24 protein-coding genes and 3 pseudogenes are annotated in these 25,746 nt (G+C 36.4%); 21 read left to right on the top strand and 6 right to left on the bottom strand.

Features of this window, described 5'->3' with window-relative positions; all coding sequences use genetic code 11:
* The first annotated feature begins 494 nt into the window (after positions 1 to 494).
* On the top strand, positions 495 to 1,484 hold the full coding sequence (locus LZP46_RS05995; protein ID WP_178318377.1) for a hypothetical protein: 990 nt from the start codon (positions 495 to 497) through the stop codon (positions 1,482 to 1,484).
* Positions 1,485 to 1,524: 40 nt separating this feature from the next.
* Here LZP46_RS05995 and LZP46_RS06000 read toward each other — a convergent pair whose 3' ends face one another.
* Positions 1,525 to 1,863 carry a helix-turn-helix transcriptional regulator gene (locus LZP46_RS06000; protein ID WP_178318378.1) on the bottom strand — a complete coding sequence of 113 codons (339 nt, stop codon included), beginning with the start codon at positions 1,861 to 1,863 and terminating at the stop codon, positions 1,525 to 1,527.
* Between the two features lie 126 nt (positions 1,864 to 1,989).
* Here LZP46_RS06000 and LZP46_RS06005 point away from each other — a divergent pair, with 126 nt between their 5' ends.
* The 12 genes and pseudogenes from LZP46_RS06005 (at position 1,990) to LZP46_RS06060 (ending at position 12,416) form a co-directional block, all read left to right on the top strand.
* Complete coding sequence (locus tag LZP46_RS06005; RefSeq protein WP_178318379.1) at positions 1,990 to 2,712, top strand: hypothetical protein; 723 nt, start codon at positions 1,990 to 1,992, stop codon at positions 2,710 to 2,712.
* A gap of 25 nt (positions 2,713 to 2,737) precedes the next feature.
* Entirely contained in the window at positions 2,738 to 3,199 is a 462-nt protein-coding gene (locus LZP46_RS06010) for a hypothetical protein (RefSeq protein WP_178318380.1), read from the top strand.
* Between the two features lie 17 nt (positions 3,200 to 3,216).
* Positions 3,217 to 3,936, top strand: a complete 720-nt coding sequence (locus LZP46_RS06015) for a hypothetical protein (protein ID WP_178318381.1) — start codon at positions 3,217 to 3,219, stop codon at positions 3,934 to 3,936.
* Positions 3,937 to 3,975: 39 nt separating this feature from the next.
* On the top strand, positions 3,976 to 4,533 hold the full coding sequence (locus tag LZP46_RS06020; protein ID WP_178318382.1) for a hypothetical protein: 558 nt from the start codon (positions 3,976 to 3,978) through the stop codon (positions 4,531 to 4,533).
* 1,102 nt (positions 4,534 to 5,635) lie between these two features.
* A pseudogene (locus LZP46_RS06025) lies at positions 5,636 to 5,794 on the top strand (type I restriction-modification system subunit M N-terminal domain-containing protein); the annotation flags it as partial.
* A gap of 155 nt (positions 5,795 to 5,949) precedes the next feature.
* A complete protein-coding gene (locus tag LZP46_RS06030) occupies positions 5,950 to 6,315 on the top strand; it encodes a hypothetical protein (RefSeq protein ID WP_104498412.1) in 366 nt (121 codons plus the stop codon).
* A 180-nt stretch (positions 6,316 to 6,495) separates the two neighbouring features.
* Positions 6,496 to 7,677 (top strand): annotated as a pseudogene (locus LZP46_RS06035) (DEAD/DEAH box helicase family protein); the annotation flags it as partial.
* 56 nt (positions 7,678 to 7,733) lie between these two features.
* A protein-coding gene (locus LZP46_RS06040; RefSeq protein WP_085940413.1) for an IS4-like element ISAba1 family transposase occupies positions 7,734 to 8,824 on the top strand; the annotation gives its coding sequence in 2 pieces (ribosomal slippage) (positions 7,734 to 8,274 and positions 8,274 to 8,824; 1,092 coding nt in all).
* Positions 8,825 to 8,842: 18 nt separating this feature from the next.
* A pseudogene (locus LZP46_RS06045) lies at positions 8,843 to 10,561 on the top strand (type I restriction endonuclease subunit R, EcoR124 family); the annotation flags it as partial.
* 35 nt (positions 10,562 to 10,596) lie between these two features.
* Positions 10,597 to 11,571, top strand: coding sequence for a hypothetical protein (locus LZP46_RS06050; protein WP_178318384.1), 975 nt, complete (start codon positions 10,597 to 10,599; stop codon positions 11,569 to 11,571).
* 108 nt (positions 11,572 to 11,679) lie between these two features.
* Positions 11,680 to 11,886: a helix-turn-helix transcriptional regulator gene (locus LZP46_RS06055; RefSeq protein WP_178318385.1), complete on the top strand. Its 207-nt coding sequence runs from the start codon at positions 11,680 to 11,682 to the stop codon at positions 11,884 to 11,886.
* Entirely contained in the window at positions 11,883 to 12,416 is a 534-nt protein-coding gene (locus tag LZP46_RS06060; RefSeq protein ID WP_236094995.1) for a hypothetical protein, read from the top strand. Before LZP46_RS06055 ends, LZP46_RS06060 begins: the two co-directional genes overlap by 4 nt.
* Positions 12,417 to 12,423: 7 nt before the next feature.
* On the opposite strand, the gene LZP46_RS06065 is transcribed toward LZP46_RS06060, so the two are convergent.
* Positions 12,424 to 13,689 (bottom strand): transposase, encoded by a 1,266-nt coding sequence (locus tag LZP46_RS06065; RefSeq protein WP_178319675.1) that lies wholly within the window; start codon positions 13,687 to 13,689, stop codon positions 12,424 to 12,426.
* Between the two features lie 166 nt (positions 13,690 to 13,855).
* Between LZP46_RS06065 and LZP46_RS06070 the strand changes: the two genes are divergently transcribed.
* Positions 13,856 to 15,409, top strand: a complete 1,554-nt coding sequence (locus tag LZP46_RS06070; protein ID WP_236094996.1) for a DUF3987 domain-containing protein — start codon at positions 13,856 to 13,858, stop codon at positions 15,407 to 15,409.
* A 535-nt stretch (positions 15,410 to 15,944) separates the two neighbouring features.
* Here the strand turns inward: LZP46_RS06070 and tehB are convergent.
* A complete protein-coding gene (tehB, locus tag LZP46_RS06075; RefSeq protein ID WP_236094997.1) occupies positions 15,945 to 16,811 on the bottom strand; it encodes an SAM-dependent methyltransferase TehB in 867 nt (288 codons plus the stop codon).
* Positions 16,812 to 17,076: 265 nt separating this feature from the next.
* On the bottom strand, positions 17,077 to 18,216 hold the full coding sequence (locus tag LZP46_RS06080; RefSeq protein WP_096901004.1) for an RNA-guided endonuclease TnpB family protein: 1,140 nt from the start codon (positions 18,214 to 18,216) through the stop codon (positions 17,077 to 17,079).
* A 39-nt stretch (positions 18,217 to 18,255) separates the two neighbouring features.
* Between LZP46_RS06080 and tnpA the strand changes: the two genes are divergently transcribed.
* From tnpA to LZP46_RS06115, 7 genes are all read left to right on the top strand, one after another.
* Positions 18,256 to 18,654 carry an IS200/IS605 family transposase gene (gene tnpA / locus LZP46_RS06085; protein ID WP_096901003.1) on the top strand — a complete coding sequence of 133 codons (399 nt, stop codon included), beginning with the start codon at positions 18,256 to 18,258 and terminating at the stop codon, positions 18,652 to 18,654.
* 204 nt (positions 18,655 to 18,858) lie between these two features.
* Positions 18,859 to 19,485 (top strand): 2'-5' RNA ligase family protein, encoded by a 627-nt coding sequence (locus tag LZP46_RS06090; RefSeq protein WP_236094998.1) that lies wholly within the window; start codon positions 18,859 to 18,861, stop codon positions 19,483 to 19,485.
* Positions 19,482 to 20,000, top strand: coding sequence for a bifunctional adenosylcobinamide kinase/adenosylcobinamide-phosphate guanylyltransferase (gene cobU, locus LZP46_RS06095; protein WP_236094999.1), 519 nt, complete (start codon positions 19,482 to 19,484; stop codon positions 19,998 to 20,000). The genes LZP46_RS06090 and cobU overlap by 4 nt, the downstream gene beginning before the upstream one ends.
* The gene (gene cobT, locus LZP46_RS06100; RefSeq protein ID WP_236095000.1) at positions 20,000 to 21,058 is read left to right on the top strand and encodes a nicotinate-nucleotide--dimethylbenzimidazole phosphoribosyltransferase; all 1,059 of its coding nucleotides are present in this window, start codon (positions 20,000 to 20,002) and stop codon (positions 21,056 to 21,058) included. Before cobU ends, cobT begins: the two co-directional genes overlap by 1 nt.
* Positions 21,055 to 21,660, top strand: a complete 606-nt coding sequence (locus LZP46_RS06105) for a histidine phosphatase family protein (RefSeq protein ID WP_236095001.1) — start codon at positions 21,055 to 21,057, stop codon at positions 21,658 to 21,660. Before cobT ends, LZP46_RS06105 begins: the two co-directional genes overlap by 4 nt.
* Complete coding sequence (locus LZP46_RS06110; protein ID WP_236095002.1) at positions 21,657 to 22,400, top strand: adenosylcobinamide-GDP ribazoletransferase; 744 nt, start codon at positions 21,657 to 21,659, stop codon at positions 22,398 to 22,400. The genes LZP46_RS06105 and LZP46_RS06110 overlap by 4 nt, the downstream gene beginning before the upstream one ends.
* Positions 22,401 to 23,066: 666 nt before the next feature.
* The gene (locus LZP46_RS06115; RefSeq protein WP_236095003.1) at positions 23,067 to 23,276 is read left to right on the top strand and encodes a hypothetical protein; all 210 of its coding nucleotides are present in this window, start codon (positions 23,067 to 23,069) and stop codon (positions 23,274 to 23,276) included.
* A gap of 85 nt (positions 23,277 to 23,361) precedes the next feature.
* Here LZP46_RS06115 and bioB read toward each other — a convergent pair whose 3' ends face one another.
* Both bioB and queG read right to left on the bottom strand, forming a co-directional pair.
* The gene (gene bioB, locus LZP46_RS06120) at positions 23,362 to 24,354 is read right to left on the bottom strand and encodes a biotin synthase BioB (protein WP_178318389.1); all 993 of its coding nucleotides are present in this window, start codon (positions 24,352 to 24,354) and stop codon (positions 23,362 to 23,364) included.
* Positions 24,355 to 24,642: 288 nt separating this feature from the next.
* Positions 24,643 to 25,743, bottom strand: coding sequence for a tRNA epoxyqueuosine(34) reductase QueG (gene queG / locus LZP46_RS06125; protein ID WP_236095004.1), 1,101 nt, complete (start codon positions 25,741 to 25,743; stop codon positions 24,643 to 24,645).
* Positions 25,744 to 25,746: the final 3 nt, after the last annotated feature.

Genomic DNA, 25,746 nt, shown 5'->3' on the forward strand with positions numbered 1-25,746 from the left:
GGATATTGCAATCCTCTAGCCCCCGTTGCAACGTACCGAGCGAGGTTTCCCCAGCAGTCCGCTACATCGGCAGTATGAAGATGGTTAGTCTTATACTCAGGGCAATATGTATCAAAGTTTTTGAATGGTGGTCAGCCATTCAAACAACTTCAAAAAAGAAAGTTGGAATGGATGGTCAATCCACAATTCGATTGATATGCAGTCATATTATCAGAGTCAATTTATTATATCAATAATATTGATATAATATTTAAACAAGTATAAGATTTGCTGATCAAGGTTCGTAATGCGCACTAGGAACTACTTTATTGTCACCTTACAACGTGAGGTGACAGTGCTAGCGCAATTTGATTAATGCTGATGGCTGACGCGCTCAGCAAAATGGGAAATGTAGAGAAAATTATTGTTGATGAACAATTCAAAAATGGATGAAGAAATTTGGATTGAAGTGGATTGTTGATTGACATGAAAAGTGCATAGTTGGATGACATAAAATGATTGATTACAGCCCCCACACAAAATACACCGCACAAAAAATTCAAGATAAGGTCACAAGAGGATCATATTTTTACTGCAAATTTATAGTGCAAACTGAGTTAGGTAAAATTGATATTGAAAAGATTATTCATAAATTAACCGAAAGATACTTATTAAATTTAACCAGTCGGCAAAGAACATATCGACTAAAACAAGGATTACCTGTTGCTGATCTCATTGTTCAAGACATTCTTTATAAAGATGAGTGGTTATTTATCTTGTTGATCAAAACCCCTAATAGCCATCGTCACAGCAAAGAAACCATAGGCAAAGTGACTTCAACAACGAGTTCAGCATATACATCAAAAGATAAAATTGCTGAACTTGAACCTGTCATCTGGGACAAAATTACAGTCGCGCAAGAATTAACTTTTATCCGTCATTACTATAAAGACAATGAACAGTTTAATTTCATATTGAATAAACCTTATCTATGCTTAGATTTTGGTAAATATGAGGCTGAATTAGTACGGTTAAGCCATAAAAAGTATGCTGAACATCAAACTAAGTTTTACCGTAAAAGTAATAAGAATTTCTCATGGACGTGGCGATTTAAGAAAACTGAAGTAGAGAAACAAAAAAAAGAATTAACCCAAATTCTCAATCGAGTGATTTCACAGAAAGATCAGACCAAAGCGCTCAATGATCTTCTTGCATGGCAGAATTATTTTAAAGTTTATGCTGTATTCAGAGGCAATCGACAGCAGGCGGGACGTTTATATACCTTCGGGAAACTATTCTTTTTCAGTCGGAAAAGACAACGATGGGATCAGGCACAAATGCCGATGATGGACTTAACAATCATCGCGCGGTATGAAACCTATGCGGATTCTTATACTGAGTATTGTATGCGTAGATATTTTTATGAATCCTTTGAAGTTGAACTTCCACGAGAGATTTCAACAAAGGAAAATTGGCAGTTAATCAGTGAATACATTGAAATATAGGGTTTATGAAAAAATATCAAATATGCTTATATTTTAAATATTATATATTTTTTTTTCTGATATCTAAGGATGTTTGATTAATAAAATCTAATACTTCTTTCTGCTGTAATTCAGTTAAAAAATGGAGTTTTGTAACAAGTTCTGCCATTAAATTATCTTCAATAAAGAAGTAAGCTACAGGCACTTCTAAAACTTCAGCTATTTTTGTAGCCATCAGAAGATCAGGCGCATATTTTCCTGTTTCATATTGATTCATTCGAGCACTAGCCGAAGCTTCATCAATGCCAGCAAGTATTCCCAATCGTTCTTGAGAAAGCTTCTTCGCTTTGCGAGCAACCTTTAGACGCATTGAAAATACATTGGATTTTTTGCGTTCCATATGTTTAATAATCAATTTAAAACTAAGATTTTCTTAGTTTTAAATTGATAAATTACTAAGAATTGCTTAGTATTATGATCGGCATAGCTATACTTTATAATATTGATCCAACACTTAGAGGGTAAAATGGATAAGAATTTTTTATTTTTAGCGATTTCTTTCGCCTTAATTAATGTAACAGGGTGTCAACATATCCAAACAGCAGCAGACAGTACGGTAGGTGCTATATCGAAAGGAGTAAACGCCTATGATGGCTGGGTAAGTAAAGGTACTCAACGCGTATGGGATGAAATGTCAAATAAAGAAATACGAAACAAATTTTTAGTCCTTTCAAATAACTCTAATAATAATGTAATTGTTCTAAACCCATCATTGATCAATGATAAATTTAAATTAGAAAAACGTACAATGGGTTCAATTCATTTAGAAAAATATATTAATCATGAAGCAAATTTTAATGAAGCGAATCGAAAAATTAACAATGGTATTTATATTTCAGAAAAAGATTTAGTTTCAAAAATGTTTATTGAGCAAGCATTGGCTCAAGGGCATCAAGTTCGTATGTATAAAAAAAATATTAATAGAGATTTGAATAATGGATTAGTACAATCGATTACAGAATTTAATGGTGCTCAAAATCGTTATGATGTTGATCCTGCCTTTGTTGAATTTGATAAAAATGGCAGTCCTGTAGCCATTATGACACGCTCATGGCAAACAATCTCAGCCATAGGTGTTGATAGTCGCATATACACTAATATTTATTTTGCTCAAGATGCTCTACGTTGGTTTGAAAATAATTTTTCAAACCGCTATCTAGAAGACTCTTTAATTCGTACTATTCGTTAATCTTATAAATAAAAGTAGAAATCTGATGAAAAAATTATTATTGCTTAGTTTACTGAGTATTCTTGCAGCGAATGCCTCTGCTGCTTCTAATTGTTCAATCTCTTACACTACTGATGTCAAATTAGATGAAATTATTAAAAAAAATAATTTTGAATTTGAAAATTATGATGAGGTTTGCAATCGCTTAAAAAATTCGAATGCAAAAGTCGACTTACGCTATAGTTCAGCTATAGATAAACAACAAACTACGGCTGTTATAATTGCTCAAGTTATAGATAAAAATTTTCCTATACTTTCAAATAGCTATAAGCGTTCAATGTGGTCAAGTCAAGAACGAACAACCGCTATTGAAAGAGAACTATTAATGGGTGCAGTTAATGAGGCATTAAATGCCATAGATCAATCAGACATTCAGGGGTTGAATGAAAGTCGAAAAAAAATGGGTTTTAAAGCCTACCCAACTTCAAGCAATGTGAATAAAAAATAATAAATGGAAAATCTGGAATGATTAAATCTAAATTTTTATATATTGTCTTTTTAACCCTTTTGTTGGGAAGTGGTTGTAGTAAAAATGACCAGATGAATAGCGCAGTTGAAAAGTCATCGTCTAACTCTAAATCAAATGTGAATATCAGTAATGACCCAAATGCAAAATTCATGGCTCAACAAACTAGCGTGAATTCATTTGAAAGTAGTAATACTTATAATAACTATGGTTTTGCGTATCGCTATGAAAGCCGTAGTGGCGATGGTGAAGAGCATTTCTATAAATCCATTCAAGAGTTTATGAATAATGACATCACCAATCAAAGGAATATATTAGCTGAAACGTGGACCGAAATTTCTAAAGAGGAATATTTACAGACCAGACAGCTTTATGACGAAACCCGTGAGCTGATAGATTTACACCCCGAAATTTTACAGTCAACTCCAATTTATCAGAAATTTTTACAATTTCTAGAAGAACAGCAAGATCGACAAGCTGAATTTGAAAAAAAACGTGCTGATTTCAAGGCTGAGTTTGAACAACAAAGAGCTGATTTTAATGCTGAATTTAATCGAAAGCATGCAGAATTTGATAAGAGTTGGACTGAGTCAATGCAACCCTCTACACAATCAAAGAATCTAGATACAGCTCATGAAGAGGTGTTGGATGATATTCAAATAGAAGAACCTAAATTATCAGATCAAGAAAGTCAACCTGATAATACCAGTGTCCTATAACGTAATCATAACCAAACATTTTTTAATAGGAGATCATTCATGCGTCAGTTATGGGGTAGCGGTATTATTGTGTGTTGTATAGTGACTTCAATGTCAGTGATGGCAGCACCACAACTATTTAATGTAGAGCTAAAAGGTGCAACACGTGATCAAATTCGCTCAGCATTGCAAAATACCAATGTTAAAGTGGTTCGTGAAGACAACACCTACTGGATAGATAAATACAATTCCAATGCTGTATTGGAAGGTACTACAGAATTAAATTTTGGATATACATCCAATGGAAAATTTGCTTATGCAGAATATAAATTTCCCGTATTCATGGACTCAAGAAAAATTCTAGAGGTTGCAAATTTTGTTTCATCAAAATATGGAAAACCGAGCCAACGCTCAGGAAATCCTAGTCTTGGAGAAGCAAGTTTTACCTGGAATTTCAAAAATGGTATGAGTATTACGGCATATCGTGGTTGGCCTGATACTACAACGTATTTGAATTACACAGATAAAATAAATTATTCAAAAATGAACACTGAAATAGAAGCTGAACAAAAACGACAACTTCAACAGAAAGTGCAGCAACAAGGATCTGCATTTTAAATAAGAATTATGGGCAACATATCCTATAATAATTGAGTATGTTGCCTTATTTTCATATACATATTGACGTTATTTTATGCGCAATTAATATTAATCATAGCAAACCTTGCACAGCTCACTTCAAGTTTTACTCTGCCTAGCTTCACTTAGCAATCAGTGAAATTAGTCTCTATAGCAGGAACCGTGACCACTCATGATTAAAAATATGGATTCATTTAAACGGTCTTATGTACATTTCTTTCCAGTGGTCTTTTTTCCATTTTTAAATATTTTTCAATTTAGAAATGATGTGGACATTAAATCTTGGTTATTTAGAAATTTACTTGTCAGTTTTATAGTTATTTTGATCCCACTTTTTCTTAATTTAAGTATGATAATTACCAAGTTTTTATACAAAGATCAGGATAAAAATACAGAATATCGTGCAATAGGTTTAGGGTTACTATGTTTTATATTTCTGACAGGAATCAACTATTACCAATTTCAGAAATTCACAGTCGGAACAGACCTATCCATTGACTATTATCGCATGGCATTGATGCTAAGCTTTCTAACAGCCTGTTTCATATCTAGCCTGTACTTCACATTGAAATACAAAAACTATTCACAAACATGCTTAGTAAACTTTAATACAAAAACAATGAGATTTATGGCAAGTACAGCTATAACATTTCTAATTACAATGATTACTTTTTTTGTTGTCTAGGGCTTATTCGTAATTAAAAATCATTCTTTTTAAAATCCTATTATTTCTAGGGGAGGAGATTGCCAGTTTCCACGTCATATCTCAAAAACTGAAGATTGGACATTAATTAATGCGTATATTGATGCTGAATATGACCAACTTTAACAAACCGCCTTGTTATTTATTTTACTTATAAATATTTTTCTAAGCATATGTAATTTTGATATAAGACTTAATTTAAATTATGATACTTGAACCTGTTAATCTTTTAAAATCCAAATAAAACCTTATATATCAATATTATTGATATGTGTTTAGTGCGACAAATTTTGTCTTTCTATTTCCAATTTTGCTGAAAAAACTTTAATTTTCGGTACACTAGTCATGTTTTATTCATTTCATCGGACTTCTATAACAATGACCCAAGTACAACTGCAACAATTACAAAAACAACTTTGGAATATTGCCAATACTTTGCGTGGCACCATGGGCGCCGATGAATTCCGTGATTACATTCTGGGCTTTATTTTCTTTAAATATTTATCAGAAAAGTCGGTTATCCAAAACATAAATTCAGTGCAGTGATGTGGTCAAACAACATCATGCCGACATCAGAGGGTAGCAATATTTGTATCACTGGCTTAATCGAAAGCTATAAAGGTGTTCCTCAAATTGTGATTCGCTCTGTTGAAAATCAGATTTCAAGCTATTAAATACTTAAGGTGTTCCCTATGCTAAAAAAAATATTAATTACTTCTTTGTTGTCTATGGCGAGCTTAAATGCTTTTTCGCAGGAAATTAAAATTGAGGCAATTAAAGCTCCATTCCATGTTGGTAAGACCGTGATGGCATGTGGGCAGTTAGCTGAGATTAAGCATTTAGAAAATCGGCATTATTTAAACCTTGATCGAATGTATCCGAATCAAACGTTGACGCTTTTAGTTTGGGACAATAACTACAAATGGTTTGAAGAGCGCTTCGGTCGTATTGATGGCATGGTAGGTAAGCGTTTCTGTGCTCGAGGAACAATTGAAGAATATAAAAACAATTTGCAAATGAAGGTGAATAATCCTCAGTTTTTAAGATTAATGCACTGATTCTTTAAAAGTTTTCTATGTGGTATTCCTCTTATCAAGTCTTTAAATGAGATTAATGAAAAATATGCGTTGCAAAGATTTTGTTTAAATAGAGTCTAAAATTTGATAAATAGCTAAAACTATGCTTAGTTATTGTATTGGTTAAGTTGTTGTTAAATATTGATTTAAAGTGATGGTGAAATGACAGTACAAAGAGAATATCAACTTGAAAATGAACTGATTGCACAACTGCAAGGACTGGGCTATGCAACCGTTACCATCAAGGATGAAAGCCAACTACTGTCTAATCTCAAAACACAAATTGAACGTGCCAATGGACTTGCGCCACTGTCAGAAACTGAATGGAAGCAGGTGATTAGCTTTCTTAATACAGGCACGGTATTTGAACGGGCTAAAAACTTACGTGACCAGTTTCCTGTTAAATTTGATGATGGTACAAGCAAGCACATTTTCTTTTTATCAGATGAACCAAGTAAAAACGTATACCAAGTCACCAATCAAATCACGGTAGATCATCGTGATTTTAATGGTCGAACCAGCCGTTTTGATGTCACGCTCTTGGTCAATGGTTTGCCTTTAGTTCAAATTGAATTGAAAAAACGCGGTATGGAAATCGCCGAAGCCTTTAATCAAACGCAACGCTATATTCGTGAAGCCTATTGGGCAGGGCAAGGACTGTTTGGTTTTATTCAGCTTTTTGTCATTAGTAATGGTGCCAATACTCGCTATTACTCAAACGGTACGACTGGGATAGAGTTTGCCTTTCCATGGGCGGATGTCGCCAATAAACACATCAATGAAATTGTCGACTTTGCCGACGCATTTTTAAATCAGCAGCATCTTACAGACATGCTGACTCAATACATGGTGATGTTGGAAACCAGTAAAAGTTTGATGGTGCTACGTCCCTATCAGATTTATGCGGTACAGAAAATTGTGGAGCATGTGCAAAACTCCAATCAGAACGGCTATATCTGGCACACTACAGGTTCAGGTAAAACCCTGACTTCATTTAAAGCCAGTCAAATCATCATGCAAATGCCTGATGTGGAAAAAGTCCTGTTTGTGGTGGATCGTAATGATCTCGATACGCAAACCTCACGTGAGTTTAATGCTTTTAAAGCTGAGAGTGTGGATAGCACAGACAGTACGCATACTTTGGTCAAGCAACTCGATCAACGTCATGACAAACTGATTGTGACCACTATTCAAAAGTTAAATCGTGCAATTAGCACAGACCGCTATTTAGAACACATCAATTATCTAAAAGACAAGAAAGTGGTGTTTATCTTTGATGAATGTCACCGTAGCCAATTTGGTGAGACCCATCAGAACATTAAAAAATTCCTCTGTACACGACAAAAATAGATAACTCATTGAAATAATGTCATAATAATTGTTTTCTAACGACGAATACTATGACACATCTCAATGAGTTATATCTTATCTTAAACAAATATCTAAAATGGAACAAGTCACATTTAAAGTGCTTTGCGCTCATCATGCTTGTGATTATTTTAAAGCAAACATGTAATCTTTCTTCTGCATCTAAAGCCTTGCCCATCAAGTGCTTACCACAATCATTTTATCGACGTATGCAGCGCTTCTTTGCAGGTCAGTATTTTGATTATCGTCAAATTTCTCAGTTGATTTTCAATATGTTTTCATTCGACCAAGTGCAACTGACTTTAGATAGAACCAATTGGAAATGGGGAAAACGAAATATTAATATCCTGATGCTCGCAATCGTTTATCGTGGAATAGCGATACCTATCCTTTGGACATTGCTTAATAAACGTGGAAATTCAGATACGAAAGAGCGTATTGCTTTGATTCAACGCTTTATAGCCATTTTTGGTAAAGACCGTATTGTGAATGTGTTCGCAGACAGAGAGTTTATCGGTGAGCAGTGGTTTACATGGTTAATTGAACAAGACATCAACTTCTGCATTCGTGTTAAAAAAACTTCATTGTCACCAATCATTTAGGAAAGAATCATAAAATTAGTGATTTATTTCGCCATCTTAAAGTTGGTCAAATTGAATGTCGTAAACGACGGATTTTGGTTGGTCGGGTGAAACTATATATAAGTGCACTACAGTTAGAAAATGGAGAGCTTTTACTCGTCGTTTCTCCTCAGTTTAATGCCAATGCTATTCAGGATTATGCATTACGCTGGGAAATTGAAACCTTATTCAGTTGTCTCAAAGGACGCGGGTTTAATCTTGAAAATACGCGCTTGACAGACCCTAGACGAGTGAAAAAATTGATTGCGGTGTTAGCTATAAGCTTCTGTTGGTGTTACTTAACGGGTGAATGGCAACATGATCAAAAAAAAGCGATAAAAATAAAGAAGCATGGACGACTCTCAATGAGTTTATTTCGCTATGGTTTAGACTATGTTCAAATGGCGATTCAGCGTTTAATTGGTTTTGGGAAAAAAGAAGAGTTTAAGGAAATTTTGGCAATTTTAAGAAGGCAGAACCCTGATAGGATAAGGGTTCTGTGAAATTTGTCGTGTACAGAGAAAAAATTCTTCAGCAATGCGCAGATGTTTGGATTCACGGGAACACCGATCTTTGAGGAAAATAGTCAATCCAAAGCAGGTTTAAAACTCACCACAGATTATTTATTCAATCATTGTCTGCATCAATATGTCATTGTGGATGCGATTCGCGACCGTAACGTATTGCAGTTCCAAATAGATTATCGTGGCAAGTATACTGCTAAGGGTATGCAGAATAACCTCGATTATGACGAAGATGTTGAAGGGATAGATACCAAAGAGCTTTATGATAATCCGCAGCGATTAGAAATGATTGCCCGTTATATCGTTGATAAGCACGATACTAAAACCAAAAACCGTGAATTTACCGCAATGTTTTGTGTCAGTTCAGTGGATACCTTAACTCAGTATTATGAACTGTTTGAAAAGGTACAAGCTGAGAAGCAACAACAAGACGAAGCGGAGGGTCGATTATTTAAACCTCTCACCATTGCGACCATTTTCTCCTACGGTGCGAATGAAGCTGTTGAGAACAACGACCAAAATGGATTGATTCAAGAAGAATCAACTGATGCTCCGAGCCAAATCAATCAGTCTAGTCGTGACAAGTTGGATCGCTACATTGCCAACTATAATGCTCAGTTCGGCACGAATTATAACTCTGGTGATGGATTCTATGCCTATTACCGTGATATTGCAGATCGGGTAAAGAAAAAGCAGATTGATATTTTACTGGTCGTAAATATGTTCCTCACAGGCTTTGACTCAAAGCCGTTGAATACCTTGTATGTCGATAAGAACCTTAAATATCATGGTCTAATTCAGGCTTTTTCACGGACTAACCGTGTCTACAACGATAAAAAACCATTCGGGAATATTATTAGCTTCCGTAATTTAAAACGTGCCACCGATGAAGCATTGGCGTTATTTTCCAATAAAGAAGCACGGAAGACTGTGCTTGTCCCAAGTTTTGATGAAATCAAACAAGATTATGAGCAAGCGATTGAAAAGCTACTCAGTATTACGCCTGATTATCAAACAGTAGATGATTTAGTCACAGAAGATGAACAACTTGAATTTATTAAAGCGTTTCGTGAAGTAATGCGCTACAACGCTCAATTGCAGACTTTTATAGAGTACGATCAAGACCTGACAAAGTTAGATAAACAGCACTTTGCGAATTTTGCATCCAAATATGCCGATCTCTGTCGAGCGATTCGAAAAACCACCAAAAAAGAAAAAGTATCGGTTTTAGATGATGTCGATTTCCAATTGGATTTACTGCACAGCGACCGCATTAATGTGGGTTATATCCTGACATTGTTACAGATGGCAGTGAATGCTGAAACAGATGAGCAGCGTAAGAAATATGAAGCTCAAGTCCATGATCTGATTGGTAGTGATATTAGCTTGCATGACAAGCAAGATTTGATTCAGAAATTCATCGAAGAAAATATGCCAAAAATGATCAACGGGCAAAGCGTACAAGTGGCTTTTGCTCAGTTCTGGGATGCAGAAAAAGAACAAGCCTATCAGCATTTCTGTGAGCAAGAAAATTTAAAACCTGATGTGATGAAACAGGTTTTAGATAATTATGAGTTTAATAAACGTCTTCCACGTAAAGAGGAGATGAAAGAACTGCCAAATTATAAAGTGAAGCTATTTGAGCGTGATGGCGTATTAACCAATTTATTGGCTAAAACACGACAGTTGATTGAGAAGTTTTATACTGGTTTATAAATTAGTAACGCAGAATTTTAATTTGAGGTAATTAAATGGAAAGAGTTAGACAAGAAGATAAAGAAGAAGTAGCTATATTTCTAAAAAAATATAACAAAATTAATAGTAAGTTTATGAAAACTAAATTTATAAGTAGTAATCTTAAATTTACAACTTACCTTAGTATTGAGGAAAAGGATTTTCATGTTGAGAAAATTTATATATTGTTGGAGGATAAGTCTTTTACAAAAATGTTGGAGTCTGATTTAAAGCTAAGTGATTTAATTCTTTTTTCTAAAAAATATTATTTCTCAATAAAATATAAGGAAAAACTGGATAGTGGTGCAGTATATAGTGGAACTGAATTAAAAAATTGGCTCCATAAGCTTGAGTCAGCAAAAAATAAAATGATAAATTTATTAAATACATCTCCATTGTCGAAAACTAAGACAGCGGGTTTTTATTTAAGTTCAGGCTATGTTAATAAGATTGTTAATTATTTGAGAGAAGAAAAAATAATTGCTGTTATAGATATGGAAATGATAGATGTAAGATTTTATGAACTAAAAGAATATGCAGAAAAATATGATAATAAAGATATTGATAATTTTCTTGAGTATATGAAAAATAATAATTATATTTCTCCTTTAAGTGGTATGGAAGATGATATAAAAATACCAGAATATAAGTTTTTAAAAAAATCTAACGATATTTTACTAAGTACAAAAATATATAATAAATTAATTGATTATGTTGAATTTGTGGATAGTGATCTGCTTGATTTTTTTTACAAAAAAATAGAAACAGAAATATTAAATATGAAATCTCCACGAGTTGATAATACATCGCATAGAACATTCTTTATTAAAAGCATGTGGGATGTTGATGGAAAGGCAGAAATTTCTCCAAATAAAAGACCGTATAATATAAATATAATTTCTAAATTAATTCAAATTTTTTACACCGATTTAGATGTACTAAATGATGATGCCGCAAAGGCTAAAGTTAAAGAAATATTAAAAATAAAATAATTTATTTCAATTAGTTAGGTTTTTTTTGGAAAAATATTAAAAAAACATAAGGGCATATAACTTCAAAAAAAACATGATGGTTCCTAGCATTGTTATTGGAGCTCACAAATGCTTTTGAAGATCAAAGATGTTTGCCGTATTTTAAAAACTAGTAGAAATACGATATATGCCTTACAAAAAAAAGATCCTAATTTTCCAAAACCAATTAAATTCGGCGACCAAAAACAAGGTCGTGTTTTTTATCGTGAAAGCGAAATTAAAAATTGGGTTTTGAGTTTGAATCCTTCAGATTCTGAGTTGGAGGGCGGGAAATGAATGCAAAAATCATTTTTAATGCACCATTTGCAGCAAGTACCGATCCAGTAACAGGTCATAAAATAGAGTTTCACTCACTCAATGACTTTATTCAATGCTGCATCGATGAGCACAATTTTAAAGTTAAGATTGAGAGCTATATTCACCCAGAATACGTAGACTATAACTGTGAAGATTGCTATGCAATTCCCCATGTTAACCCTCAAAACTTTTCTAAGGTAGTGGGATATACAATAAAGGGAACTGCTAAAAAATATGATACAGAACAAACACCATATAAGTTGGTTGATACTAAAAAAGTACATTTTTTGATTGGTGAAAAAGGAGTATTTGCAGGCAATACAAATAGAGTATACATGCCGTATATACTGGGTACGGATGATATAGGCTTATTTTTAAAAATCGCAATATCTGGAGAGGCCGTTGTTTTTAATGAAGATATTAACGCAGCTTATCAGCTTATAAATGATGGTGTACAAGAAACAATATTCAGGGTTTTAACGCATACGCGCCAACTTAAGCCATGTTGATGATATTTCATACACTCTGGTGCCTCCTAAATAACATTGAAATATCATCTGTAAATCGTTGTAATTTCCTCTTCCTAGGCCGCTCCGACATACTTTTAATACTGCTTGCTAGATTGGCTTCAAAGCTTGGATATTCTGCTAACAAACTGTATTTAATCTGATCATTCAAGTCTTGAATTAGCCGCCAAGGACTTAAGTTTCGGTTTTTATCGAGTAAACTAACACCATGATTAAAATAATGTTGTTTATAGATTTTCTCTACTAAAACTGCGTAAAGTAGCTTTCCGAGTAAATAAACCTCAGCTAATTTACCGTCTTTTTTAGCCCTTAGTAAATCTATGTTAAGCAAGCTTTTTAATCGTTTTATATATAGTTCGATTTGCCACCTGGCTTTATAAATATTTTGAACTTGAAGCGTACTAAGAACCTGCGGCGGAATCGTTGTAAATACCAGCATCCAGTTCGTTAAGTAAAGTGTTTGAGCTCTGACTTTTCGCCCATTTTTCTTAGCAAAGGTCATCATTTCTCGACGTTCATTCTCTGCAACTTTTGTGTTTTTAGCTATCGCATGGACATAACCCTTGATCCTCTTATCGCCTAAAATCATATAACACTCAATCACCTGATTTTTCTCAGACCGTGATATAAGTTGCTGATGCCAATCAATCTTAAGCTTTTGATTATTCGAATTAAATGTATAGAGAGGCATGGAGTTCGGTGTATATCTGACAATGACATCAGCGCCTTGATCGACTGTCGGCATAATGGTTTGAACTCGACTATAGCCACGGTCAGCCACAAAGACATAACCCTCACGAAGCTGATAATGCTGAAGTTTTTCGCCAACTTTGTCTGTTGTAACAACAGCATCAGTGAGCGTTAAATCCATCAAATCTATGCCGAGATGTAGTCTATAGCTCGTTTGTGTCGCACCTGGTTCCTGAACGGTAGAGCCATCTACAGCTATAAATTTTAAATCGCCTTCTGTATGGTTATGATCTGTGGTAAGAGTTTCTTTTAAAAGTGATTTAATCCAGTCAGCACAAGATATTAATCTCTTTTTTACGGCTTCGTCGCTGATTGCGGAATAAGTTTCAGTGAATTTTCCAGCGCATGCTCTTAAAGACAAATCGAGGCCACAATACAGCATAAGTAATTTAAACAGTTCTAAAGGCGATTTAATTTTTCTAGCCCGTTGAAAAGCATTACAATTTATCGCCATTTGTTCAATATTTGAAGGAAGTACTTGTAATAACTGTTGAAAATGAATCATGATACGCCACGGTGGTTGTGTTTTGTGTTAGCGCATTAATAAATACAACCACCTTTTTTATTTTTCAAGCGATAATTATAATATATTTCAACAGTTTAAGCCTTAAGTTGGCGCGTATGGGGTTTTAACGGGTTTCAATGAGCCTGAGCAAAATCATGACTTATTTGTGAAATTGGATAAGAATTTTAAAACGCTTCAACCCAAACAAATAAAGCATTTTTTCTCAGAAAAAATTAACCAGCTTAAGCAAATCATTGACCCTAAGATAGTTATTCAAGAGCCAGTAAAGCAATGGGAGAAGTTGTTACCACTAGTACAAGCAGAATCGCTATCAAACGATCCTTATCCCATTGATGCATTACCTCCATTAGCAAGAGAGGCCGCTATAGCGATTGCTGACTATGTGCAAGCGCCCATAGCTATGACAGTCCAATGTATCATAGGGGCAATGTCACACATAGCACAACCTAATGTTAACGCACCAATAGGCCGAAATGACTCAGAAGAAGGCGAACCATGTAGCCTATATTTGGTGACAGAAGGACAAAGTGGAAGCAGAAAAAGTACTAGTCGAAATATGGCAGAGAAAACTATAATTAAGCATGAACGTAAGCAATATGAACTATACCATCATGAATTTGAACTGTGGAAAAGTAGATGTGCTGGATTAAATAAACGAGACCGTGATGCGTACTGTGTTGAAAATCCACCACCACAAGATCCTAGCACGTTGTTTAGCGATATAACATTTGAATCAATTGCAAGTTTGTATGTTGATAGGGTTGTTGGTAATGCTTCAATTGCTAGTGATGAGGCAGGCCAATTTTTTGGTGGCTATACTATGCAAGGAAAAACAAGATCCCAAGCCATAAGTGGTTATGCAAAGTTATTTGATAATGGTTTTGTAGATCGTACACGCTCAAAGTCAAATTTAAATGGAAGCGGTCGAGCTTATGACGTTCGATTGACTATCAATCTACAGGGACAACATGAGGTTCTAGTTGATGCATTAACAGATCCTATGTTGTGTGGGCAGGGATTTTTACCCAGATTTATTTTAACTGTACCTGAGAACTTAGCAGGTACGCGATTACAGGATTCAAGCTATAGAACTAAAAATGCTAACACTGATCCACGTCTTATAGCCTACTGGACAAGATGTGAAGATTTGCTTAATGATTGTCCTAAACTACTACAAGAACAAACACAACATCATGGTCGTTATGTAATTTCGATGAATAATGAAGCCAAGGAAGTTGATGAGTTTTATTATAATTTTTTTGAATCCTCACAACTTGCTAATGGAAAATATGAATATATACAGGCATTTGCTAGCCGTGCTTGTCAATTAGCAAGACGTTTAGCAACAGTTTTTGCATATTTTGAGGGTCTACCAAACATTGATGCCAAGACCTTAACAGGAGCTTGTGAGATAATCAAATATTCATTAAATGCGTGGTTAATGTATAAAAACATTGAAGTTAAAGCAGAAAGTGATGCTGAACGATTGTTGAAATGGCTTACTAGAAAATGTTTACTGCAAAACACAGATAGACTGCCTTACTCTTATATGCAGACGTCATGCCCTAGACCTATGCAGAAGAATAAAAATCTTTTAGAAATGATTGTTCAACAATTAGAAGATTCGCATCATATCAAAATTGAATCCCTAGGACGCACTAGGTACGTTGTAATTAACCCTGTTTTATTGGAATCGTAACTAAGTGACTAAATTAGGCTATACCCCTTGTGAATAAAGGTATTGCGTTTAGCCGTCAGCAAAAATGACTTCGACTAAGTGACTAAACAAATGACTAAAACCAGTGTTCATTAAGTCACTTAGTCATTGCCTTATTTAGTGACTACAAAGTGAAAATCCTTATATATAAAGACATACAGGGCTATTTAGTCATTTAGCGAAGTTAAGAACTGTCCATCTATCAAAAATAATATATGCTGAAAAGTAAACAATTCTAAAATCATTTAGACTCTTAATACTAAGAAGGTCAAATAACAAAAAAATAACAAAAAATACTTATGTATCCGAGTTTGTATCTTGCTTAGTCTATTAAAAATAAATAAATATAAAACAATGATTTAAGTTAAAGTATAGTAACGTCTGGGCCCACCATATAAAACAACCACATAGGTGTACTAATCCTAAGTGGTTTTTTATTTTAAGCTTTATGTAAGCAATTGAAATGTAGTCTGTGAGCAGCTCAAAAGCTTATTCATTTAAGATTCCACTTGCACATCTACTTCTTCCTCGCCAACAACGTCGCAAAACGCTGTTTAATGCGATTGCCATCTGCATCCGTACGGTGCAATTCACCGACATTTTCATTGTATTTCACAATATCCCAATCAGCATAATATGCACTTAACTCACCCGCTTTAAAACTAAAAGGGAAGTCTTGTTGCACAGGGTAATCTTCAGTATTCATCGCGCAAACAATTAAGTTAAAGCCTTGAGGTTTGGTCGCTTGCTGCATATGTTGAATAAGGGGAGGGATAGTTTCAGGCGCCAAAAACATCATTACTACTATACAGTTGATGAAGTCATATTCCTCCGTAATAGTGGCATCCTGATTGAAATCCCGAACAGCAGTTTGAATAGATGAAATCTGTTCTGCAGCAATAATTTCATTTAATTTTTGGATACTACTCGGATTCACATCCCAAGCATCCACTTGAAAACCATTTTGGCTCAAATAGAGCGCATTTCGGCCTGTACCACAGCCAACATCCAAAGCTTTACCCACGGTTAACTGCGGAAGCGCCATTAAAATTTCAGAATGTGTTGGGCTTAATTTGTATTTTTTAACAAAATAATCTTGAGGCAAACAATAAAAACTGAGCTGACATTCAATATCTTCACTGGCAGATACAATTTTATGCCACACTTGTGGTTCAATAAAAGGTGGTTGATTTTCCACAGAAAAAATATGCTCAGATTGTACTTCGCCAGATTCTTGCAGTATCGAAAAATGCAATTCGCCTTTTAAAATAGTCAACTTTGCCCATGTGCCGACTTGGGTATTGTGTTGTTTTTTGAACCCTTGTGGAATTGAGTCATAATTCCAAATTGGAAATTGTTTATAACAGATCAATTCTTGTTGCATCATAAACTCCAGTTATACCGATTCTGATGGGGTAAAGCTTCACAGTAATGTAGTGTCTTGTGTAGATTAGAAAATATCATCTTCATCTCAGCATAACATTGCAGACCTGTTTCATCTATCTTCTGAATTTTATCCATCTCATTGACATACTCCCACCACTAAACTGAAAGTTATAGTGGGGGAATCTTTGCGACCCATGCAATCAAATTGATTACACCTTTCGATGCCACACTTGCGCTGACAAGTATTGTGGCACAGGAACTCTTTACACAGCACGAAGCCCTAGTGCATCAGCTAAAGCGAAATTACGGATATTTATACTCGCATTCACATCACGATCTTCAACCAAGTTGCAACTTGGACATTCAAACAATCTGACACTTAGCGGTAACTTTTCCATCTTATAGCCACAGCAAGAACAAGTTTTTGAACTTGGTACAAATCGACCAATTTTCAAAACATTCTTGCCATACCATTCAGCTTTGTATTGTAACAGCGTTAAGAATTGCCCCCATGCCACATCCGAAATGGACTTGGCTAGTTTACTGTTCTTAACCATGTTTTTAATTCCTAAATCTTCTACTGCATACGTGGTCGCTTGGTTTTCACAGATCAAGTGATGCGTTAGTTTGTGATGTAGGTCTAAGCGTTGCAAACGTACCTTTTCATAGATACACGCAACATTTAATTTCTGACGTTGATAATTCTTGGATTCTTTCTTCTTTCGAGCAAATATCTTTTGTTGAATTGCCAACCTTTTTTGAGCTTGTCGTAAATATTTTGGATTTTCAATTTTTTGACCATCCGACTGAATCAACAAGTGATTTAAGCCCAAATCAATACCAATGGTTTTATCTGACTCAATTATTGATGCTGTTACTTTAGCTTGATTAGTTTCAACTAAAATTGATGCGTAATACTTTCCTGTTGCTGTTTTACTAATAGTGACAGTTTTAATCTTTCCATCAAATTGACGACTAAATACAGCTTTAATGCCTTTTAATTTAGGTAGATTCAGTGTGCCTTTTTCAAAATCAACACTACCATGTTGAGGGCATTGATATGATCGTTGTGGAATTTTCTTAGACTTGAACTTGGGGAATTTCGCCCGACCTTTGAAGAAGTTTCCAAAAGCCGTATAAACATGAAGCAATCCACTAAGTAGAGTTTGACTGTTCACCTCATTGAGCCATGAGTATTGTTCTTGCTTTTTCATACTCACAAGCTGATCCTGAATATCTTTTCGGCTCAGTGATTTTTTATGTTCATCATAATATTTTTGTTGAAGTGCTAAAGCCCAGTTGTAAGTAAACCTAGCACAGCCGAAGTGCTTTTCGATTAGCACTTTTTGCTCACCATTCGGATAAATACGATACTTGTAGGCTTTCATTTGAGCTTCATTCATACCTATAATTTAACAAATATTAATCTTGGTGTAAATAACATGAAGTCACATTACCACTGTGTTTATAAGCTAACTTATCATTTAGTGTTGGTAACAAAATACAGAAGAAAATGCTTTACAAATGAAATGCTCAATCGCCTTGAAGAAATCGTAAGAAAGAACTGTCAAGATTGGGAAATCGACTTGCTTGAGTTTAATGGTGAAGCTGACCACATTCATTTATTACTAGAAATGCACCCTAATATCATGCCAAGCAAGTTTATAAATAACATCAAAACGGTATCTAGCAGACTTATACGCAAAGAATTTGATGCAGAACTAAAGCAGTATTATTGGAAGCCTGTACTTTGGACTAGGGCTTATTGCTTGCTTACAACAGGTGGTGCGACAATTGATGTAATTCGTGAATATATAAAAAATCAAGAAAGACCCGAATAACGAAAAGTCGTGCTATCCATCCCCACCTAAATCGAAGATTATAGATGGGGAATTTCGCACAGTTAGTTAAAATCAAAATTATTTAAATGATGTAGATGGTTAAAATACTAAACTGAAAAATATTTACCTTAAATTGTATGATTTTCATGTCTATTCAGTTGTGAATGTTTTACCATAAGCCGTTTAAATTCATTGAATTATTCCATGTTTATTCAAGCCAATCAGTATGTTATTCCAACACAGCAGTATGATTATCCTGAATGGCATCGTGGGCGTGAGCGTTATGTGCTTTGGTATTTAGCTGTCCAAAATCTAGCTTTAGAATGTTATTTACAAGAATTAAAACAGCAATTTTCAGACGTGTTATTGCGCCCAAATACACGTCAGTTTCATATCACTTTATATATTTGTGGGTTTTATGCAGCAAAAAAATATTGGGAAGATGACTTTCTCGAATCACAGTTTCAACAACAAGTTCAGGCCTTACAGCAGATGCAACTAGAGCCTTTTCAACTAAAAGTGGGCGGCATTAATAGCTTTGATAGTGCTTTATTTGTAGAAGTGCAAGACCAATCACAGCAACTGGCGCGTATACGTCAGGCACTTGGCGTTGGCGGGGCTGAAATCGCAGCCTTGCAGTATCATCCACATATTACTTTGGGCTTATATCAAACAGCGTGTTCAACTAATTTGATTTTGCAGCGTATTCAAAATCTCCCTGTGCACTATTTCGATTTAGATATCCAGCATTTAAATTTTGGTTATTATCAGGCACACACTTTACAAGGTCGGTTATTTAGCACGCATCAATTTCCTTTGGAGCAAATGTGATTCAATTTATTTTGGGTGGTGCACGTTCGGGTAAAAGCCGTTTGGCTGAACAAATCGCGCAGCAACTTGGTAAAACCGTCATTTATGTGGCAACCGCCCAAGCGGGCGATGCAGAAATGCAGGCGCGGATTCAGCATCATCGACAACAGCGTCCGCAGACTTGGCAGTTGTGCGAAGAGCCTTTGTATTTAGCGCAGCAATTAAAGGTGTTGGATCATCCTAATACTGTGATTTTAGTGGATTGCCTAACCTTGTGGATGAGTAATTTGTTGATGCAATCTGCAGAAAACTTTGCCGAACAACAAATTTCAGCATTGCTCGAAATTTTACCTCAGTTGCAAGCCGATATTATTTTAGTGAGTAATGAAACAGGTTTGGGCGTTGTGCCTATGGGCGAAATAACCCGAAAATTTGTCGATGAAACAGGGAGATTACATCAACTATTGGGACAAATTGCAGACAAAGTCCTGTTTTGCGTGGCAGGTTTTCCAATGCTTTTAAAAGGAGAGAATTAATGACTTGGTGGTTTGCAGCGTGTCAAAAGCCGAACGAACACATGAAACAGCAGGCAATTGCACGTCAACTTCAATTGACCAAACCCACAGGTTCATTGGCAACATTGGAAAATATTGCGATTCAATTGGCAGCTTTGCAAGGGACAACGCAGCCAAATATTGAACGTCCGTGGATATGTATTTTCGCGGGCGATCATGGCGTGATGGAGGAAAATATTTCTGCCTATCCACAAGCGGTGACTCGGCAGATGCTACAAAATTTTGCTACGGGTGGGGCTTGTATCAGCGTCATCGCCCGACAATATCAGACGCATTTGCAAGTGGTCGATTGCGGCTCGGTTGGGGAAGCGTACGAATATGCAGGAGTCGAACGGCATTGTATTCGTGCAGGCACAGCGAATTTTGCCAAAGCCTGTGCCATGACTGAACAAGAGTGTGCAGATGCGATGGCACTTGGACGCCAAAGTGTGGAAGATGCCATTGCACAGCAGGCCTCGATTTATGTCGCAGGTGAAATGGGCATCGGAAATACTTGTTCGGCATCAGCTTTATCTTGCTTTTTATTACAAGAACCTGCTGAAGCCTTGACTGGCATAGGCACAGGAATTGACACTGCGCAATTGCAACATAAAAAACAGGTGATTGATGCTGCTTTAGCTCTGCATCAAAATTATGTACAACATGATGCTTTTAAAGCTTTATGTGCAGTGGGTGGATTGGAGGTCGCTGCAATGGTAGGTGCGTATATTCGCTGTGCACAGTTGGGCTTGCCAATGGTGGTCGATGGTTTTATCAGTAGTGCTGCTGCATTGGTTGCCGTGCGTTTAAATCCTCAAGTCCGTGAATGGATGTTATTTGGGCACCAATCGGCTGAATTTGGACATCGTCGTTTATTAGAAGCTTTAGATGCACAAGCCTTGCTGCATCTAAATTTACGTTTAGGTGAGGGGAGTGGCGCGGGAGCTGCATTGGGCATCATCCAACTGGCCTGCGCCTTGCATAATCAAATGGCGACTTTTGCTGAAGCTGCGGTTATAGGTGAGAAAGTATCTTCATGATCATGCTAAACCTATTAAGACATGGCGAAACAGAATTGGGACATACTTTGCGTGGTTCAACCGATGATGCTTTGACTTTAGAAGGTTGGCAAGACATGCAGCGGACTTTAGACACGGCAATAGCTACAGGGCAACGATGGGATGTTGTGGCGAGTTCACCTTTACAGCGTTGTCTGCAGGTTGCCCAGACCTTTGCTCAAGTACAACAATTACCACTGTATATTGATGCACAATTTCAGGAAATGCATTTTGGTGAATGGGAAGCAATTTCCACCCAAGCTTTATATGAACAATACCCTGAAGATTTAGCTAAATTTTGGATGACACCGACTCAGTTTAGTCCACCACAAGCAGAATCTTTGCTCAATTTTCAGCAGCGTGTTTTGCAAGGTTTGTCCGATCTAAACCAATATTTACAACAACTTGAGCAACAACCTAAACGTGTGCTATTGGTCACGCATGGCGGGGTAATTAAACTGCTCAAAGTATTGGCGCAGAAAAAATCTTTAGATGATATTTTAAAAATGTCTGCAGCGTTGGGTCAATTGAGTTCATTCCAATTACATCCCAATGGCAACATTTGCATGCAGGGACAAACATGACACCTTTTTGGATCGCTTTGCAATTTCTAAGCACTTTTCCTGTTTCTTTAAAACAGATGCCAACTGCAGCGCAAAACGCACAATCATTGTTGTTTTATCCGCTTGTTGGCTTATTAATCGGGGCTGTGCTTTGGGGAATGGCGCATTTATTGCAATTCTTGCCTTTGGTGCTGAGTAGCAGCTTAATTTTAGTGCTATGGATTTGGCTAACAGGCGGTTTACATTTAGATGGGCTGGCGGATACTGCCGATGCATGGGTCGGCGGTTTTGGCGATCCTGAACGTAGCTTAGACATCATGAAAGACCCAAGCAGCGGCCCGATTGGGGTATTGAGTTTGCTGATCTGCTGCTTATTAAAATGGTCTGCGTTGTATGTATTGCTTGAGCAACAGTATTTAGCATTTTTGCTGTTTGTACCTGTATTGGGACGATTAAGTGCTTTGGTTTTATTTTTAAGCACGCCTTATTTGCGTGCCAACGGTTTGGGTACTTCTATTCAGGCACATTTACCCAAAATAGGCACAAAAATTGTGATTGTATTGACCTTGTTTGCAGGAGTGTTTTGGGGATGGATGGGCTTGGTGGCCGTTCTGACTTTTATTCTCAGCACCTTGTATTTGCGATATAAATTTATGCAGCGTTTAGGTGGAATTACAGGCGATACCGTTGGCGCGAGTATTGAAATAACAGAAAGCATGATGTTATTGGCTATTGCGATTCTTTGGTTTTTAATACATTAGCTTTTAAACATTTTTTTCTTGTTTCAAGTGCGCTGAAAATTTATATAATATAAGTGATTGAATTTACAGCTATTTATGCACTCAATTTTAGCAAGTATGTAGATGAATTTGTCATTTGTCGGAAAGTTTCTAAATTAGATTTGCAATTTTTTTTAAATATGATAATAGTAATTTATATCTATCAGCCTTGATGGCATTTGTATCTCAGGATGAGATCACAAACGTGATGTATAAAAATCAAAAGGAATGTCATTTATGATCAAACTGTTAAAGAAAATTTTCTGTATCCATATTTATGAATATGACGCAATGGAAGAAATCGGGGCGCATTTAGAGTGTCGCAAGTGTGGGGATTCTAAGACACAATAATGTTAAGTATTGAATCTGTATTAACACCCAGTGAGTCTCTATGGCTCACTTTTTTATTTTAGGCTAACAGCTTGAATATTTTGTTTAATCTTGCCTGCATGTATAGATTAGACTGCACTTATCCATCTTCAAAACTACATATATCATTCCCACCTCTTTTGGTGGGGAGACTTCTCATGCTGTACGAAGTTTGATTTATACAAGTGCACAATTAAATTTTCTATCCTCCGCATACTTTATCCGACAAGGTATTCCGCTTAAAATCCAGTACCTAGAAATATTGCACCGACCGTATCTATGACTAAAAACTTTCAAGAAAAAACGTATATTGTAGATGACAATCTAGCAGATACTTTGACTTGGTTGCTGCATCATCAGGATTGTTACGATCGGTTTTATTATGATGCGATTCAGCAACAACTGACGGTAGAACATGCCAACGGGATAGATATCATTAAAGCAGGGCAGTATTTGAATGCCAGTTACGGAATTTTAATCACTTCTTAAAAGCATTGCCGCATAAACTTATTTTGCTGCATAAAAAACAAAGTCCCTTTACGGGACTTTGTATATTTGGATGGAAGCTAAAACTTTAAGCCATTGCCATCGCATCTACCGACAATTCCGAAACCGTTGGCTTGGCACGTTCAGGAACTAAACCTAGTTTTTGGAACAATTGTTTGTCTTTGCCTTCGCCTGCGTTTGGTGTGGTCAACAGTTTTTCACCTGAGAATAATGAGTTCGCACCTGCCATAAATGCCAGTGCCTGATCTGAGTCAGACAACGATTCACGTCCTGCAGATAAACGAATATAACTGTTTGGCATAATAATACGCGCCACTGCAATAGTACGAATCCATTCAATGACATCGAGTTTTTCGATTTCAGCCAGTGGTGTGCCTTCAATTGGAACCAACATATTGATTGGCACAGATTCAGGATGTAACGGCAAAGTTGCCAATTCATGCAATAAACCAATACGGTCTTGAGTGTCTTCACCTAAACCAACAATACCGCCACTGCACACTTTCATACCTGTTTGACGGACAATATCCAACGTATTTAGGCGGTCATCGAAGCTGCGGGTACTGATGACATTAGGATAATATTCACGCGAGGTGTCTAGGTTGTGGTTGTAATAATCTAAGCCCGCATCTTTTAAACGTTCTGCCTGAGATTGGTTTAACATCCCCAAAGTCATGCAAGTTTCTAAGCCGAGTGCTTTGACTTCACGCACCATTTCTAAAACATACGGCATATCGCGTTCATGCGGATTACGCCATGCAGCGCCCATACAAAAACGTGAAGAACCTGATGCTAAAGCTTCTTTAGCCTCTTGAATGACTTTATCAACCGCAATGCGTTTTTCAGCTTCAAGCTGTGAATCATAATGTGCAGACTGCGAGCAATATTTGCAGTCCTCAGGGCATTTACCTGTTTTAATCGACAATAAGGTACTGACTTGTACAGTATTGGCAGCAAAATGTTGGCGATGCACACGCTGTGCTTCAAAGACTAAATCCAGAAAAGGCTGTTCATATAACTGCTGAATTTCTTCTCGAGTCCAATCATTGCGTACTGACATAAGTAAAAGTCCATGATCCCTATTATTCATAGTCTGTATCATACACAAATAGTTTGAATCAGAAAGGCATAATCTCCCAATTTCATGGCTAATATTCAACAGTATGGAAACAAAAATATGCAGTCTATTTAGTTGCAAACTTAAGCAATTTTAATGCTATTTCGCTGCAAAATTTATTTTTATGGATTATTATTTTGCTATGAATTGGTTACTAAAATTTAGTTAATTGCATAAATTGGCAAGAAAGCTGCACTCAAAATATCGCACTATTTTGGATATGATTTTTGTTTAAAATTTGGGCTGTTTAAGCAATTGTTCCTGAATGGCCCAATCCATATGGATTTGCACAATCTCATCATGCTGTGCTCGCGTTTGCTGCAAAGTTTGCAAAATCTGTGCTGAAAAAGGGGCATTTCCAAGCCCGATGGCAATATTACGCATAAAACTTTGATAGCCTGTGCGACGCAATGGACTACCTTCAGTTTTGGCTAAAAACGTACTTTCATCCCATTGCCATAAATCTAGCAAGCTGACCTGATCTAAGGCATGTCGAGGATGAAAATCATCCACCGTGGTGACTTGGGCAAAGCTATTCCACGGGCAAATCAGTTGGCAATCATCACAACCAAACACACGATTACCAATGCCACGGCGTAATTCTTCAGGAATCACACCTTGATATTCAATGGTTAAATAAGCGATACATTTGCGCGCATCCAACATATAAGGTTCAACAATGGCCTGTGTTGGGCAAATGTCGATGCAGGCTGTGCAAGAACCGCAATGCGAAGTTGCAGGTGCATCAAAAGGTAAATCTAGTGAAGTAAACAACTCACCCAATACAAAAAAAGATCCAGATTTTTTATGAATGAGTAAGGTGTGTTTGCCTGTCCAACCCATGCCTGCACTTTCTGCCAACGACTTTTCAAAAATTGGGGCTGAGTCGGCAAAAGGGCGTGATTCAAACTCGCCCACTTTTTCACGAATACGTGTCGCAAGGGTTTTTAGGCGTCCGCGCATGACTTTGTGATAATCACGACCGCGCGCATAACGGGCGATAATTGCCGAGTTAGGTGCATCTGGAATGTGGCGTGGTTGTGGTCTTTCCACCAAATAATTCATGCGCACACAAATAATGCTTTTGGTATTCGGGACTAATAGTGTGGGATTGGCGCGCTTGTCTAAATTTTCTTCCAGAAACTTCATATCGCCATGATAGCCACGTTTTAAATATTCCTGAAAACGTGCTAATTCTGCTTGAGCATCTGGTTTGGCAATGACACAATCAGCAAAACCAAGCGCCAAAGCTTGCGCTTTAATCCACGTTTTCAAGGAGACTAGATCGTCTTGATACAGAGAAATTTGTGCTGAAGTGGTGGATTTTGCCATAAC

The organism is Acinetobacter sp. SCLZS86, from assembly GCF_021560715.1.
In the GTDB taxonomy this organism is placed as follows: Bacteria; Pseudomonadota; Gammaproteobacteria; order Pseudomonadales; family Moraxellaceae; genus Acinetobacter; species Acinetobacter towneri_A.

Bases quoted from the DNA above. Each gene is read 5' to 3' on its own strand.
- LZP46_RS05995 (WP_178318377.1), top strand. From the start codon at position 495: ATGATTGATTACAGCCCCCACACAAAATACACCGCACAAAAAATTCAA.
- LZP46_RS06000 (WP_178318378.1), bottom strand. From the start codon at position 1,863: ATGGAACGCAAAAAATCCAATGTATTTTCAATGCGTCTAAAGGTTGCT.
- LZP46_RS06005 (WP_178318379.1), top strand. From the start codon at position 1,990: ATGGATAAGAATTTTTTATTTTTAGCGATTTCTTTCGCCTTAATTAAT.
- LZP46_RS06010 (WP_178318380.1), top strand. From the start codon at position 2,738: ATGAAAAAATTATTATTGCTTAGTTTACTGAGTATTCTTGCAGCGAAT.
- LZP46_RS06015 (WP_178318381.1), top strand. From the start codon at position 3,217: ATGATTAAATCTAAATTTTTATATATTGTCTTTTTAACCCTTTTGTTG.
- LZP46_RS06020 (WP_178318382.1), top strand. From the start codon at position 3,976: ATGCGTCAGTTATGGGGTAGCGGTATTATTGTGTGTTGTATAGTGACT.
- LZP46_RS06030 (WP_104498412.1), top strand. From the start codon at position 5,950: ATGCTAAAAAAAATATTAATTACTTCTTTGTTGTCTATGGCGAGCTTA.
- LZP46_RS06050 (WP_178318384.1), top strand. From the start codon at position 10,597: ATGGAAAGAGTTAGACAAGAAGATAAAGAAGAAGTAGCTATATTTCTA.
- LZP46_RS06055 (WP_178318385.1), top strand. From the start codon at position 11,680: ATGCTTTTGAAGATCAAAGATGTTTGCCGTATTTTAAAAACTAGTAGA.
- LZP46_RS06060 (WP_236094995.1), top strand. From the start codon at position 11,883: ATGAATGCAAAAATCATTTTTAATGCACCATTTGCAGCAAGTACCGAT.
- LZP46_RS06065 (WP_178319675.1), bottom strand. From the start codon at position 13,689: ATGATTCATTTTCAACAGTTATTACAAGTACTTCCTTCAAATATTGAA.
- tehB (WP_236094997.1), bottom strand. From the start codon at position 16,811: ATGCAACAAGAATTGATCTGTTATAAACAATTTCCAATTTGGAATTAT.
- LZP46_RS06080 (WP_096901004.1), bottom strand. From the start codon at position 18,216: ATGAATGAAGCTCAAATGAAAGCCTACAAGTATCGTATTTATCCGAAT.
- tnpA (WP_096901003.1), top strand. From the start codon at position 18,256: ATGAAGTCACATTACCACTGTGTTTATAAGCTAACTTATCATTTAGTG.
- LZP46_RS06090 (WP_236094998.1), top strand. From the start codon at position 18,859: ATGTTTATTCAAGCCAATCAGTATGTTATTCCAACACAGCAGTATGAT.
- cobT (WP_236095000.1), top strand. From the start codon at position 20,000: ATGACTTGGTGGTTTGCAGCGTGTCAAAAGCCGAACGAACACATGAAA.
- LZP46_RS06105 (WP_236095001.1), top strand. From the start codon at position 21,055: ATGATCATGCTAAACCTATTAAGACATGGCGAAACAGAATTGGGACAT.
- LZP46_RS06110 (WP_236095002.1), top strand. From the start codon at position 21,657: ATGACACCTTTTTGGATCGCTTTGCAATTTCTAAGCACTTTTCCTGTT.
- LZP46_RS06115 (WP_236095003.1), top strand. From the start codon at position 23,067: ATGACTAAAAACTTTCAAGAAAAAACGTATATTGTAGATGACAATCTA.
- bioB (WP_178318389.1), bottom strand. From the start codon at position 24,354: ATGTCAGTACGCAATGATTGGACTCGAGAAGAAATTCAGCAGTTATAT.
- queG (WP_236095004.1), bottom strand. From the start codon at position 25,743: ATGGCAAAATCCACCACTTCAGCACAAATTTCTCTGTATCAAGACGAT.